The 13,282-nt window shown below is 42.6% G+C and carries 11 protein-coding genes and 2 pseudogenes; 8 read left to right on the forward strand and 5 right to left on the reverse strand.

Going from position 1 to position 13,282, the window contains the following annotated elements; translation table 11 throughout:
• Nucleotides 1-20: 20 nt before the first annotated feature.
• Nucleotides 21-317: pseudogene (locus tag IM676_RS19130) on the forward strand (creatininase family protein); the annotation flags it as partial.
• Between the two features lie 13 nt (nt 318-330).
• On the opposite strand, the gene IM676_RS19135 reads toward IM676_RS19130, so the two are convergent.
• A protein-coding gene (locus tag IM676_RS19135; protein ID WP_200986959.1) for an IS630 family transposase occupies nt 331-1,205 on the reverse strand; the annotation gives its coding sequence in 2 pieces (ribosomal slippage) (nt 331-873 and nt 876-1,205; 873 coding nt in all).
• A gap of 48 nt (nt 1,206-1,253) precedes the next feature.
• On the opposite strand from IM676_RS19135, the pseudogene IM676_RS19140 reads away from it, so the two are divergent.
• Nucleotides 1,254-1,730: pseudogene (locus IM676_RS19140) on the forward strand (creatininase family protein); the annotation flags it as partial.
• 74 nt (nt 1,731-1,804) lie between these two features.
• Here the strand turns inward: IM676_RS19140 and obgE are convergent.
• The gene (gene obgE / locus IM676_RS19145) at nt 1,805-2,827 is read right to left on the reverse strand and encodes a GTPase ObgE (protein ID WP_200988336.1); all 1,023 of its coding nucleotides are present in this window, start codon (nt 2,825-2,827) and stop codon (nt 1,805-1,807) included.
• A gap of 126 nt (nt 2,828-2,953) precedes the next feature.
• Between obgE and IM676_RS19150 the strand changes: the two genes are divergently transcribed.
• Entirely contained in the window at nt 2,954-4,096 is a 1,143-nt protein-coding gene (locus IM676_RS19150) for a glutamate--cysteine ligase (RefSeq protein ID WP_200988337.1), read from the forward strand.
• A gap of 304 nt (nt 4,097-4,400) precedes the next feature.
• Here IM676_RS19150 and IM676_RS19155 read toward each other — a convergent pair whose 3' ends face one another.
• Complete coding sequence (locus IM676_RS19155) at nt 4,401-6,230, reverse strand: peptidoglycan D,D-transpeptidase FtsI family protein (protein WP_200988338.1); 1,830 nt, start codon at nt 6,228-6,230, stop codon at nt 4,401-4,403.
• Nucleotides 6,231-6,337: 107 nt separating this feature from the next.
• On the reverse strand, nt 6,338-7,027 hold the full coding sequence (locus IM676_RS19160) for a hypothetical protein (RefSeq protein WP_200988339.1): 690 nt from the start codon (nt 7,025-7,027) through the stop codon (nt 6,338-6,340).
• 465 nt (nt 7,028-7,492) lie between these two features.
• Here IM676_RS19160 and IM676_RS19165 point away from each other — a divergent pair, with 465 nt between their 5' ends.
• From IM676_RS19165 to glgB, 4 genes are all read left to right on the forward strand, one after another.
• Nucleotides 7,493-7,663, forward strand: a complete 171-nt coding sequence (locus tag IM676_RS19165; RefSeq protein ID WP_200990302.1) for a hypothetical protein — start codon at nt 7,493-7,495, stop codon at nt 7,661-7,663.
• A 359-nt stretch (nt 7,664-8,022) separates the two neighbouring features.
• Nucleotides 8,023-8,700 carry a glutathione S-transferase family protein gene (locus IM676_RS19170; RefSeq protein ID WP_200988340.1) on the forward strand — a complete coding sequence of 226 codons (678 nt, stop codon included), beginning with the start codon at nt 8,023-8,025 and terminating at the stop codon, nt 8,698-8,700.
• 1 nt (nt 8,701) lies between these two features.
• Nucleotides 8,702-9,031, forward strand: coding sequence for a hypothetical protein (locus tag IM676_RS19175; RefSeq protein ID WP_200988341.1), 330 nt, complete (start codon nt 8,702-8,704; stop codon nt 9,029-9,031).
• A 457-nt stretch (nt 9,032-9,488) separates the two neighbouring features.
• Nucleotides 9,489-11,780, forward strand: coding sequence for a 1,4-alpha-glucan branching enzyme (gene glgB, locus IM676_RS19180; protein ID WP_200990291.1), 2,292 nt, complete (start codon nt 9,489-9,491; stop codon nt 11,778-11,780).
• Nucleotides 11,781-11,852: 72 nt separating this feature from the next.
• Here glgB and IM676_RS19185 read toward each other — a convergent pair whose 3' ends face one another.
• Nucleotides 11,853-12,509, reverse strand: a complete 657-nt coding sequence (locus tag IM676_RS19185; protein ID WP_200988342.1) for a DUF3386 domain-containing protein — start codon at nt 12,507-12,509, stop codon at nt 11,853-11,855.
• A 102-nt stretch (nt 12,510-12,611) separates the two neighbouring features.
• Between IM676_RS19185 and IM676_RS19190 the strand changes: the two genes are divergently transcribed.
• On the forward strand, nt 12,612-13,277 hold the full coding sequence (locus IM676_RS19190; RefSeq protein ID WP_200988343.1) for a LuxR C-terminal-related transcriptional regulator: 666 nt from the start codon (nt 12,612-12,614) through the stop codon (nt 13,275-13,277).
• The last annotated feature ends 5 nt before the right edge of the window (nt 13,278-13,282 follow it).

Raw genomic sequence — 13,282 nt, forward strand, 5'->3', positions numbered from 1 at the left:
AAGCTAAATTATCTCACACAATGTTACTAAATTTAAGCACTTGGCAAGAAGTTGAGACCTATTTACAAGAATCTCAGAGTATTATTATACCCATTGGTTCGACGGAACAACATGGCCCCACAGGCTTAATTGGGACTGATGCTATTTGTGCAGAGGCGATCGCATGTGGTGTGGGTGAAGCAACTCAAGCAATGGTTAGTCCTACAATCAGTGTGGGCATGGCACTACATCATACCGCTTTTCCCGGTACAATCAGTCTACGTCCGAGTACATTGATTCAGCTAGTCAAAGATTATATTACTTGTTTAGCTATAGCAACCGCCAAGGAGGTTAGGACGCAAAAAGCAAGACATCCTCAATGGCATCTCGTAAAGAATCAAACCGCTCAAGTTTTTTGCGGATTCGACTTTTTAACCAAGACCAACATTTTTCAATCTGATTCAGGTCTGGAGAATAAGGTGGTAGGTACAGCACTTCACACCCTGCGTACTGAATCAGTTGTTGAATGCGCCCACCTTTATGAAATGTGGCATTATCCATCACCACAACCTGTCCTGGTTTGAGTGTGGGAAGCAAACAAGCTTCAAGCCAAGTCTCAAATACTATTCGATTACACGCACCCTCAACAGTGAAAGGAGCTATCAGCTTATGGTTACACAGCGCGGCAATTATGTTCACCCGACCTTCACGACGACCTGATTTAAGTGCATGGAAGCGCTGTCCTTTTGAGTTCCAACCGTAATCATACTGGTCTCGGTTGTCCATTCCTGACTCATCGAGGTATACAATCTTCTCCACAGGTAACTCAGACAACTGCGTTACGAAAGCCTGTCGTTTGACCTCATCGCGCTCACGGTAGCCATAAGTCTTTTTTTTCGCGTAAAACCAATTTTTTTCAAAGCTCTTGAGATTGTGCGATCGCTAATTTCTTCAGGCCAAAGTGAGGCCATCTCTACTTGGGTTTTATCGCCATGTACGGAAGCAAACTCACGAAATTTTTCCCAATCGGTAATTTTGTGACCATTCCCAGGACGCTGATTAGGCAAGGCTTGGAAGTCCCCCGTTTCGGTTTTTCGCTTCAACCATAGGGTGATGGTGTTGCGACTAATATTAAACATTTGACTGGCTTGAGTTTTCTTCAAGCCATCGAGTTCAATCGCTTGGATTACTTTTTGACGAAGGTCGTAACTGTACGGCTTGGGCATATACCTGTAGCAAGCGATCGCTTCACATGAAAAGGGACTACTTATAGTTTATGCTTAAATTACCTTGGCGGTTGCTATAAAACTGGTTTTAGGAAATTCTACTTCATCAATGGACATGGTGGTAATATTGCCACCCTGAAAGCTGCATTCTCAGAAACCTACGCGCACTTAGAAGATTTGCAGATTAGCAACGCCCAATGTCAAATCGCTAACTGGTTTATGTGCAGTTCTGTATATAAACTTGCTAAAGAATTATATGGTGATCAAGAAGGTTCCCATGCTACCCCCAGTGAAGTAGCTGTTACCCAATATATTTATCCAGAATCTATTAAAAAAGCACCTCTGACACCAGCAGTTGCTAGTGGACATAAAATCTATAGTGCACCTGACTTCCGCCGACGTTACCCAGATGGACGTATGGGTTCAAATCCCGCTTTAGCAACACCAGAACACGGTAAGCAGTTTTATGATTTAGCTGTGACAGAACTCAGCAAAGGATATTTAGAGTTTGTGAAAGCCGAATAGTATTCCTAGTAATTAAGTTGACATAGTGGGTTATCAATACCCACCCTAAGTTATGGCCACAAACTCGGATCGGCTTACCCCAAAACCTCTTGAAGCACATTCATCTGGTCAAGGATTCCCCAGACTTGCTGTAACATTGGTTCCAAACCAGCCCGGGTCACTGCGGAGATTAAGAACACAGGAGAAAGGGACAGGTGATTAAGTTGAACCGCTAGGGCTTCTAAATCTACTTTCTGTGTGTCCACAGCATCAATTTTATTCAGCACTATAATTTGCGGACGCTTTGCTAAACCTCGCCCATAGGCTTGCAACTCTTGCTTAATTATTTTGTATTCACCAATCACATCTTCACTAGTCCCATCAATCAGGTGTAGCAGAACCTTTGTGCGTTCAATGTGGCGCAGAAAATCGTATCCCAAACCCGCACCCTGAGAAGCACCTGCAATTAAACCCGGAATATCAGCAAAAACAGTACCATCACCAGTAGGTTTTCTGACTACACCCAAATTAGGGATGAGAGTTGTAAAAGGATAGTCAGCAATTTTGGGTCGTGCTGCTGATAGAGATGAAATTAGTGTGGATTTACCAGCATTGGGTAAACCAATAATTCCTACTTCCGCCAAAAGTTTTAACTCTAGGCGTAGTACCTTCATTTCTCCTGTGAGTCCAGGTAAAGCATATTCGGGGGCGCGGTTACGGTTACTCAAAAAATGCTGATTTCCTAGTCCACCTTTTCCGCCTTCAGCGACCCGAAAACTTTGTCCAGGCTCAATTAAATCACATAGTAAAGCCCCTGTACTGGCATCATACACAGAAGTACCGCAGGGAATTTCGATGATTAAATCCTTACCATTAGCCCCAGTGCAGTTATTTGGTCCACCACGCCCACCATTCTCCGCTTTAAAAAGATGCTTGTATCGAAAATCCAGCAAAGTTTGCAGGTTGCTATCCACAACAAAAATCACCGAACCGCCTCGTCCTCCGTTTCCACCGGATGGTCCCCCTGCTGGTACGTATTTCTCACGTCGGAAGGCGACGATACCATCGCCACCTTTACCCGCTTCCACTTCGATTACCGCTTGGTCAATAAATTGCATAATTCAATTATTTTACTACAAATTTGATAAATTAATTAAGGCAAAACTATATCAGATAGATTACTAGACAATATACCCGTAGTAATATCCTAATTATACAGCCCAAACAATTGCAATCAAGTATACATGAAGTTTAATTTTGGCATTGAGCATGAAGTCGCTTTCCTCAACCCCGAAGGAAAATTTGCTGATTTTTCCCAAACTAAATTCCCGGACTTTAATCAAATTGTTGAAAAACTGCCAACATACCCTCAGGATTATTCACAGTTACGGGTTGGGGATGCTGGTATTCGGCAAAAGAGATGGTATATTGAGGGTTTTGAAAGATTTGCTAATTCTGACAAGGTGATAGACTGTGTACCTAAAGGTATAGAAGTCAGAACCACTATCCACTCTGATATTTCAGGTGCTTTAACTGAATTATCAGAAAGTTTTCAACTACTGCGTGAAGTGGCTAGTGGCTACGGGTTTTCACCGGTTTTAACTAGTTTTAACCCCCATCAGACTGTATTTGAGCCTCAACCCCCTCTCAATGATTATGAGACCCAACAGTTACAGACTTATCCTGATGAACAGACTGCCAATATTTACATGGTAACTTATGGACCAGATTTGAATATTTCTGTGCCACATTTACCAATTGCAAATGTGATTGATATTGGCAAAAAACTAACTTATTATAGTCCCTATATAGTTCCTTTTAGTTATAGTTCTCCTTTTTACAATGGGGGATTATGGGATGGTTTATCAGTCAGAACTTTTGTCAGAACCGGACAAAGATCGGCAGCATTAGCTTTTGTAGAGAAACAAGAACAACTCATTAATAGTGTCCCCTCCTTGACGAAAATCGCCCGTATCCCTGCTGAAGTCGGACGCATTGAATTTAAAGCTTGTGATAGTTGTGATGATTTTTCTATCTATGGGGGCTTGTTGGCATTATTGAAAGGTTTGATATTAGATAAAAGTTTACCAGGCAGAGCAATTATACCTAACGCAACGTTACATCAAATTTCTGCAAAGAAAGGGTTTGATGATCCAGATATTTTTGCTCATGCTACACGGCTTTTACAAGTGGCTGAAATTGCCTTGGGGGATGATTCAGATGTTAATTTTTTAACGCCATTAAAAGATATACTAGGAAATGGTAAGACTAAATCACATGAACTAATAGCGGCTTACCAACGTCTCGGTTCAATTGAACAAGCACTGCAAGAAACCTACCCTCAGCCTACAGCAGGGACAAGGATAAATAACTTACCTCACCTTTAGGAGCAATTACATCAAGTGCCCCTTAATTATTTAGTCTTTGATTTTACACTCCCTGGGGCTAGAAGCCGGGGGATTCTTGCTTCACGGGGACACTCCAATGAATTTACCCGCGCTAACGCGCCGCTCTGCTCACAGCAAGAAGCATCTTGATTGTGTGCCCCACGGCTGCAAGTTGTGCGTATAGCGACGAAATTAAAATATACATTAAAGCTAATATTTATCAACAGGATTTCTAGGACTGCGACTGAAGTCGCTAGCGCACTAGACCCCTAACGGGGTCTAGTGCGCGTTTTTTGGTAGGAGTTTATTTGGTTGACTGACTAGGTGGGATACCTTCAATGCTAATCAAGCCCTGGATTACAGCTTTGACGATTGGTGCGGCTACAGTGGAACCATAAGCATTTGTACCTTGCGGCTCATCCACTACTGCAAAAACTACATAGCGCGGAGATTCTACCGGTAAAATACTCACAAAGCTAGTTATGCGCGCATTGGGTAGATAGCCACCATCTGGACTAGCTTTTTGAGATGTACCGGTTTTACCACCAATGCGATACCCCGGAATTTTAGCAGCATTACCAGTACCTTCTGAGACGACAGTTTCCATCATCTCTACTACCTTTTGAGTTGTGGTCGCTGAGAAAATTTGGCGTGTTGTGGGCAGATCGGGCGCATAATGCATCTGTCCTTTACTGTCCACTAACCCCTGCACTACATGGGGGGTGACTAATTTACCTCCATTAGCTAAAGCGCCATGCATTTGCACCAACTGTAACGGTGTCAAGGAAAAACCTTGGCCAAAGGATGTAGTTGCTGCTTCAATAGGGGAACTGAGAAACTGTCTTAAACCTTTGAGCTGTCCACTCACTTCAAAGGGCAAATCTGTATTCAGCCTTTCCCCTAATCCTAACCTTTCTAGCCAATTGTAATAGACTTGTGATTGCATGCGTTGAATGATCCGCACCATGCCAATATTGCTAGAGGTTTGTAATATCTGTGCAATGTTAATATTGCCATAAGTTTTGTGACCAGCATTTCTAATCGTGTGCTTACCTATTTGAATAGAACCGGGGTCATTAAACACATCATCTGCTTTAATTACACCATTCTCTAGGGCGATCGCCACATTCAAAGGCTTAAAAGTCGATCCCGGTTCATAAAGATCAGCCACTGTCCAGTTTCTAAATAGGGAAATATCAGCACTAGAGTATTCATTGGGGTTATAGGTAGGATAAGAAGTCAGAGCTAGTAAAGAACCGTCTGAAGCGTCCATCACAATTACCGCGCCACGTTTAGCCTTAAACTTCTCTATCTGTTTTTCTAGAGCAGTACGGGCGATCCTTTGCAAACGGCTATCAATAGTTAGTCGCAGTCGCAGGTCATCGAAATTTAAAAATCCTTCCGGTGCATGAATTGGTAAAAGTCTCCCATTACCAGTCCGACTCAGCCGCGCTGTCTTTGGAGAACGTTCTAATAAATTCTCTTGGCTGTATTCTACACCAGCCTGACCCCGACGGTCAAGATTGACGTAGCCCACCACCTCCGCAACCAAATTATTTTGCGGGTAATATCGAGAGTATTGTTGAATTAGTTCTAGTCCATTTAAGCGCAATGATCTCACACGCCCAGCGCTTACTTCCGGTAACCCAGAAGCAAGTGTAATACCACTCCTACGGTTGGCAAAGGTTTTCGCCAACTCAGCCGAGGGTTGATCGAGTATAGGAGCCAGTTGTTCTGCTATCTGTTTATTAGACTTACTAAACAGCTTAGGATGGGCATATAAGGTATATACAGGGCGGTCAATGGCTAATACACTATTAGTGCGATCTACCACTAGGCGACGGGGAACGAAAGGTCGTAAATTCACCATTTGCTGGTTACGCGCCCTCTGGGTTAACCTTCCTCCCTGGATAATCTGCAACTGATACAAATTAATCACTAACCCCAGACCTGCGGTCATTAATATGCCCCAAACCACAAACAGCCGGGATCTGGTATTGGATATCTCGTCTTGAGGATGAGAGTTAAACCTAAACCTCTGCATCAATCCTGCTAATATAGAGGGCTTTCCTCCCCTTCTAAATGCTGGATTTTGAAAATTTCTCAATTTTGATTTATCGGGTGACTTCTGCATTTACTTGCTCAGTATTAGTTATCAGTTATCAGAAATAGCCGGAGTCCCCTAAGTGCATCATTAGCACAAGCCTATGGTTAAAATCCTTCACTCCAGCTTTTATAACTCTAATATCCTAGTGGCAAGGTGCTGTTTTGCTGATTGTCCCAATTTAGTGTTGTCCTAGGTGGCGTCGCAGGAAAATTCAAAGATGGAGATGATGCTGCCGGCAAAAAAATTGTTCTTGCTGCTGTTGGCGACACTAGCCCAGCTGCTTCTTGTGCTTCTTGAGCCATTTTGCTCTTGAGAGTAGCGTTGGTTGTGGTTAACTGCTGTTCATAAAGTTTCAGATTTTGTAGCCTGTTATATCCCTGACTCCACATTTGTTGAGAATATACTATCCAACCATACACAAACAAAGTTACTGCTACCAATAAAAACGTGACTACGGAGGAATAACGATATGATGTATACAAGTGCAGTAACCAAAAATTTCCAGAGCCAGAATTAGGCATGACCGGTAAGTTATCTTCCCCTACCTTCTGATTCTTCCAGTTTGTTCTAGTTGACTGAGTTTTGACCCTGGAGACTTGTTTTTTAGGCACTTCAGGTAATGGATGACTGCTAGAAACCGATAACTTTTTGAAAGCACGCCGTTGTCTTTTTGAGGATGCTGGTAAAGGTTCATCTATAAGTGTAGATATACTCCCTAAGGTTGATCCAGGAGACATGGAAGGCTTCACCCCATGGGATGGGGTAGGATTTCGTCGGAACCAACTACCTGTTTTGGGAACAGCCGATTTACGTACAACAGCCATAAGTGTTTTTTAGATACAAAATACTGTGTTTTAAACCTTTAGCCTGTTTGGCCTCAGGTGACAATTGTCTTCTGATACTTGACTGCACTAATGATGGCATTACCTGGGCATTGTAACACTTGTCACTAGTAGGCAGCAATGGGGCATTTCCAGTATGGCAACACCAAGCAGCAAGTCACAAGAGCCTCTGGTTACTCTACCCAACCAAAAAGCTATTAAACAAATGTTTCAGGCTAACTGCGGGATTTATGGCAATCTTTCGGATTTTGATATTTTGGCATCCGCTCACTGGATTCCTGAACCCGGTAAATTCATCTCCTGCATAATCAATCCGCCGCAAACAATCAACCAAAAGTATTGCTTTTCCAAATCTCAGCAGAATATATTCAACAATTAGCAAGAAATAGGTTATCTTATACTACAGGCTATTTTTTTATTGCCATTTTTTTGGTGAAAGAGGAGTTTATGTTGAAAACAAAAATTTTTGCTGTTGTTCTAATGTTAGGTTTGGCTACGGTTCTCGGAGCCTGTGAGCCTGGGACTGAGCCTGCAACTCCACCAGCTACTCCTACTCCTGGTGAACCCACTGACGGTGCCACTCCTACTCCCCCAGCACCTCCAACCAATCCCCAATAATAAACTTTGACTGGGTAAGTCGCCCCTGATAAAATTAAAAGCTAGTATAATAAGCCACTAATTTAAGCTAATTTTTTGGGGCGATTACTAGATTATGATATTTTCTTTTGAGAAACCCTGGGGAAAAATCAGCGAGCTAGGAAAGTCTCTAATCTGACCAGAGTAAGTACGTCTGGTACTAGGTTAGAGGCAAGATTGAAAGAAACAGGGGATGGTTAGCTAGTCCTATGCTCTAAAACTGAAGGATGAAACGAGCTGAAAGGCTTAAACCCGTGTCCTTCGGAAATTACCGAACTCTAATATTGTCGAACCTAAGATTACCCATAAAATTAATCCTGATGGTGGGGCGAAGTAGCTTTATGTTGCTACTACAGTTTAGTACATCCCATTACTGTCGCAAAGCCCGTATGGGGCTGGGCTATAAGCAAGTTAAATATAAAACTGAAAATCTGACTCCGGGGTGGCATATCCGGCGAGTTAGGCCGCTAACTGGTTTGAATACTTTACCTGTGTTGTTACCGGAAATTGATGGTCAGCCTCATGCGATCGCTGACTCTACCGAAATTTTAAAATTTCTGGAAACTTATCAACCACAGCCGTCTTTATTCTTGCCCGACTATGAACAGCAGACAGAAGCGTGGATGCTAGAGGATTGGTTGGATGAAAGCATTGGTACAGCCACCAGGTTTGTATACTATCAGTTCCGCGCTGTAGAAGGCAAGCAGATTGACCCTTCACTAGTCAGTCAGATGGTAATTTCAGTAGTCCGCCAACAATATGGCATCAACCAAGCCAGTGTGGAATTAGCTAAAAACAGACTTGTCATGGCGTTTTCAGAGTTATCTATTCGCTGGCAAAAAAATGACTACTTAGTAGGTAATCAGCTAAGTGTAGCAGACATTAGCGCAGCGGCCTTACTCAGCCCATTAGCACTGATTCCTGAGTATCGTCAAGGGTATCCCTGGTTATTTGAGCGCATTGTGCAAATCCACAAACTGTGTAATGAACCATTACCACCAGGCTTAAGTGAGGGTTAGAATGAAGCTAATTGGTAGGAAAAAAATCCTATTTTGGGTTTTGAGTATCAGTACTACCCTCTTGCTGGGCTGGATTGGCCATTGGGGAACAAAGGCGATGGCATTACCCCCGCCCGAAGATATACCAGAAGAAATATTACGGACGGAAATTATTCTAGATGGGCGATCGCCAGTGGATGGTAAACCCCTAAATGCTGCTGAATACGCAGAACTACAAGAACAGCTACAAGTTAGTCCTCCACCTAAACTGAATGCTGATTTACGGCAAACCATTTACCTCATTAGGTTGCGTAAAGCCTTACTGCAAATTTTTCCCTTTTTAGATATTTGAAGCAATTATTATTGCAACTAACCAGTTACGAATAAGCCTCCAAAAATTCCCCAAAATTGACCAAAACTTTCAAATTAGCTGGCTAATTAACCTCAAGAGCAACTTCACTGACTTAACTTAGATATATTATCTGGCTTACCTTCAAATTCTCAGACAGGTGTGGCGATCGCCTCTGGTCGATTTGAAATTGATGAATAGCGCCGCTCAAGGTGCAATTTTGGCAGTTGTTACTAACTTTAGGTAAATGTGAGCAGATTTTGAGTGACAGTCGTTAACCCCCAATCTCTAGTAACCATTCTGATGTACGATAACGATGACGACGAAATTACAAATAAATTTAGAACCATAAATTTAGAACCATAAATTTAGTTCTGTTGAGACCAAATCCGCATCTACTCTCTAGGGTCAGCAATGGGAGTAACTCACTCAATTACTGTATTTAAATCTAGGTAGCTTCATATCTATGACGACAATTATCCCAGAACAGGTGAACCTTATAGTCAGGAATCAGCATCACGATCCCTTTGAAATACTAGGTTCTCATTGCATAGAACAAAATGGCAAAAAGGTCTGGGCTGTGCGAGCCTATCTACCAAATGCCACTGTAGCATCGGTAATTCTTCCTGAGACCCGTCAGGAATACCCAATGAAGACAGTACATAATCCACATTTTTTTGAATCCATAATTGAAATAGCGGAACTCACCAACTACCAGTTACGGATCAAAGAAGGTGAGCATGAGCGTGTCATCTATGACCCCTATGCCTTCCGTTCTCCCAAATTAACAGACTTTGACTTGCATTTGTTTGCCGAAGGTAATCATCACCGAATATACGAAAAAATGGGAGCCCATCCCACACAGATCAACGGTGTTGAAGGTGTTTATTTTGCCGTTTGGGCTCCCAATGCTCGTAATGTTTCCTTGCTAGGAGACTTCAATCTGTGGGACGGGCGTAAACACCAGATGCGCAAAGGCACCACCGGGGTTTGGGAATTATTCATTCCCGAAATCGGCGTAGGAGAGCATTACAAATATGAAATTAAAAATTTTGAAGGACATATTTACGAAAAATCTGATCCTTATGCTTTCCAGCAGGAACCCCGTCCAAAAACTGCCTCCATGGTGACTAATTTAAATATTTACACTTGGGGTGACCAAAACTGGATGGAAAAGCGTCGTCACACCGACCCCCTGACCCAACCTATTTCCGTCTACGAAGTGCATTTAGGCTCTTGGTTACATGGTTCTAGTTCAGAACCGGCTAAATTACCCAATGGTGAGACAGAACCGGTAGTTGTAGTTTCAGAACTCAAACCAGGCGCACGCTTCCTGACCTACAGAGAACTAGCAGACCGACTGATTCCCTATGTCAAAGAATTAGGGTACACCCATTTAGAGTTACTACCCATTGCAGAGCATCCCTTTGATGGGTCTTGGGGTTATCAAGTAACTGGATATTATGCCCCTACTTCACGTTTTGGTAGCCCCGAAGATTTCATGTATTTTGTTGACCAATGTCACCAAAACGATATTGGTGTAATTATTGATTGGGTTCCCGGTCACTTTCCTAAAGATGGTCATGGTTTAGCTTTCTTCGATGGTACTCACCTTTATGAGCACTCTGACCCCCGCAAAGGTGAACACAAAGAATGGGGTACTTTAGTTTTCAACTACAATCGCCATGAAGTTAGGAACTTTCTAGTAGCCAATGCCCTCTTTTGGTTTGATAAGTACCATATTGATGGTATTCGCGTTGATGCTGTGGCTTCCATGCTGTATTTAGATTATTGCCGAAAAGCAGGAGAATGGCTACCTAACCAATACGGCGGTAGAGAGAACTTAGAAGCCGCAGATTTTCTGCGTCAAGTTAATCACATTATCTTTAGTTATTTTCCCGGTATTCTTTCCATTGCAGAAGAATCAACTTCCTGGCCTATGGTGTCTTGGCCTACCTATACAGGTGGATTAGGCTTTAATTTAAAGTGGAATATGGGCTGGATGCACGATATGCTAGACTACTTCAGCATGGATCCCTGGTTCCGCCAGTTCCATCAAAATAATATTACTTTTAGTATGTGGTATAACCACAGTGAAAACTTCATGCTGGCTTTGTCCCATGATGAAGTAGTACATGGTAAAAGCAATATCATCGGCAAAATGCCCGGTGATACATGGCAGAAGTTAGCGAATGTGCGTTGTCTATTTAGCTATATGTTCGCTCACCCAGGCAAGAAAACTATGTTTATGAGCATGGAGTTCGGCCAGTGGAGTGAGTGGAATGTCTGGGCTGACCTGGAGTGGCAATTGTTGCAATATGAAGACCACCAACAATTAAAGAAGTTTTTCCAGGATATAAACTGTCTCTATCGTTCTGAACCAGCTTTATATACTCAGGATTTCGCCCAAGATGGCTTTGAGTGGATTGATTGCAGCGATAACCGTCATAGTGTCGTTTCCTTTATCCGTCGTGACAAGGATTCTGATGATTTCATTGTGGTGATTTGCAACTTCACACCCCAACCCCATTCTCACTACCGCATTGGTGTGCCAGAGGCAGGATTTTATACCGAGTTGTTTAATAGTGATGCTCGTCCCTATGGTGGCAGTAATATGGGTAACTTAGGTGGTAAATGGACTGATAACTGGTATTTGCACAGTTGTCCTTATTCCCTCGATTTATGTCTACCACCGTTAGGTGTGTTGATGCTGAAGTTGGATCGGCACAAGACATCTGAGAGAATGGCATAATACCCTCCCCTAACCATCCCCTTAAACTGAAATAAGAAGCGATCGCTTCTTATTTCTATTTCAAAATTCAGCTTAAACCGCAACAGGTGACAAAAGTTGAATGTTGGAGAACACAAACTCCTGAGTAGAAATTTTTACATCTGTTTGAGTGCGAATCTCCCGACGATTTAAAACAAAATATTCGCCAACTTTTTCATATTCATCGGTAAACTCACTCCTCCCACCTTTTTGTTCTCCTGTTTTGGGATCGTGGTATACAGAATCATAAGTATGGGATAAATAACCCGCCCCAGTGTCGTGGCTGCTAAAAGTGTTAATTGTCACAAAAGTACCATGAATTAAACGGTGGACGTGGCACACTTCATTATTGCGAACCTTATATTTATCGCCTTCACACTTACCACCAACTAAAATTTCGGTTACACCAGTCTCGTCAGTGTCTCCATAGCTGAATTTATTCTCACTGTGGGTGTCCTCAAAGCTGCGACGGACACGGTGGATGGCAATTTCCCAAGCCTGTCCGTGAATGGCTTTCTTCGCTTGCTCATCTTCTACCCCCAGTACTTCCGCCTTCAGGTTAGAGTCGATGACAACTTGACCTGTAAATACCTTGTCATCATATTTATAAGTAATATCTGCGCTATAACCGGGAAAATTCTTGTCCCAAGTGTAGCGATTTTCATAAGCAGCCCGGAAAAGTTCCTGAGCAGAAAGTTTTGTAATTGTCATCTACTTCTCCTAGAGTAACTAGCTATATTAGCGTTTTATCTTGGCTGGTATTAGCATAGAGGTAAATATGAAGCTTCGCATAGTCCCCAAGTGGGTACACTTATGCCTAATTCTCTTTCCCTTATATTTCAAGCGATCGCAAATGTCAGCAACGAGCAGCAACTAACAATGGCTCTCATGGATGAAATTGGTGAGTATTTTGGCGTCCAACATTGCGGTATCTATCTGATTGATGAACCACCAAATGCAGTTAATGTTCAGGGTATTCCCGCCGTATGTATGGAGAACAATCCCGTCGGGCGCTATGTGGTTGAAAGACACGCTCCCGCCCATGAACAATTAATACTATCACCGGGAGATTGGAAACATTTCTGTTCCCGTCATGACCATGAACACGTGATGACTGGGCCGATTGTTTGCGATGGTCGTCTAGTGGGGACATTAAACTTAGCCCGTGAGCAAGGAACTGATCCCTTTAATGGCGATGACATAGCTGACTTAAGCGCTTTGTGCATTCATTTATCAGCAAAACTTGCCACTCTCAGAGCCAAAGAAGCAAAAATATCCAATTCACTGTTAGTCAGTCCCTTAACCCCTCGTGAGCTAGAAATTGCTGAGTTAGTAGCACAGGGATTAACCAATGCCGAAATTGGTAGCAAACTGTGGATCACACAGAATTCTGTCAAGCAAGCTCTCAAAAGGATGTTTCGTAAGCTTGGTGTTTCAACTCGTACAGAAATGGTTGCAAAACTACATTTGATTTGCTAATTAAA

This window comes from Anabaenopsis elenkinii CCIBt3563 (assembly GCF_015245355.1).
Lineage (GTDB): Bacteria > Cyanobacteriota > Cyanobacteriia > Cyanobacteriales > Nostocaceae > Anabaenopsis > Anabaenopsis elenkinii.

What these genes read in the sequence shown, in the direction of transcription:
- IM676_RS19160 (WP_200988339.1), bottom strand. Translation starts at nt 7,027, where the DNA reads ATGGCTGTTGTACGTAAATCGGCTGTTCCCAAAACAGGTAGTTGGTTC.
- IM676_RS19150 (WP_200988337.1), top strand. Translation starts at nt 2,954, where the DNA reads ATGAAGTTTAATTTTGGCATTGAGCATGAAGTCGCTTTCCTCAACCCC.
- obgE (WP_200988336.1), bottom strand. Translation starts at nt 2,827, where the DNA reads ATGCAATTTATTGACCAAGCGGTAATCGAAGTGGAAGCGGGTAAAGGT.
- IM676_RS19165 (WP_200990302.1), top strand. Translation starts at nt 7,493, where the DNA reads ATGTTGAAAACAAAAATTTTTGCTGTTGTTCTAATGTTAGGTTTGGCT.
- IM676_RS19185 (WP_200988342.1), bottom strand. Translation starts at nt 12,509, where the DNA reads ATGACAATTACAAAACTTTCTGCTCAGGAACTTTTCCGGGCTGCTTAT.
- IM676_RS19175 (WP_200988341.1), top strand. Translation starts at nt 8,702, where the DNA reads ATGAAGCTAATTGGTAGGAAAAAAATCCTATTTTGGGTTTTGAGTATC.
- IM676_RS19155 (WP_200988338.1), bottom strand. Translation starts at nt 6,230, where the DNA reads ATGCAGAAGTCACCCGATAAATCAAAATTGAGAAATTTTCAAAATCCA.
- IM676_RS19190 (WP_200988343.1), top strand. Translation starts at nt 12,612, where the DNA reads ATGCCTAATTCTCTTTCCCTTATATTTCAAGCGATCGCAAATGTCAGC.
- IM676_RS19170 (WP_200988340.1), top strand. Translation starts at nt 8,023, where the DNA reads ATGTTGCTACTACAGTTTAGTACATCCCATTACTGTCGCAAAGCCCGT.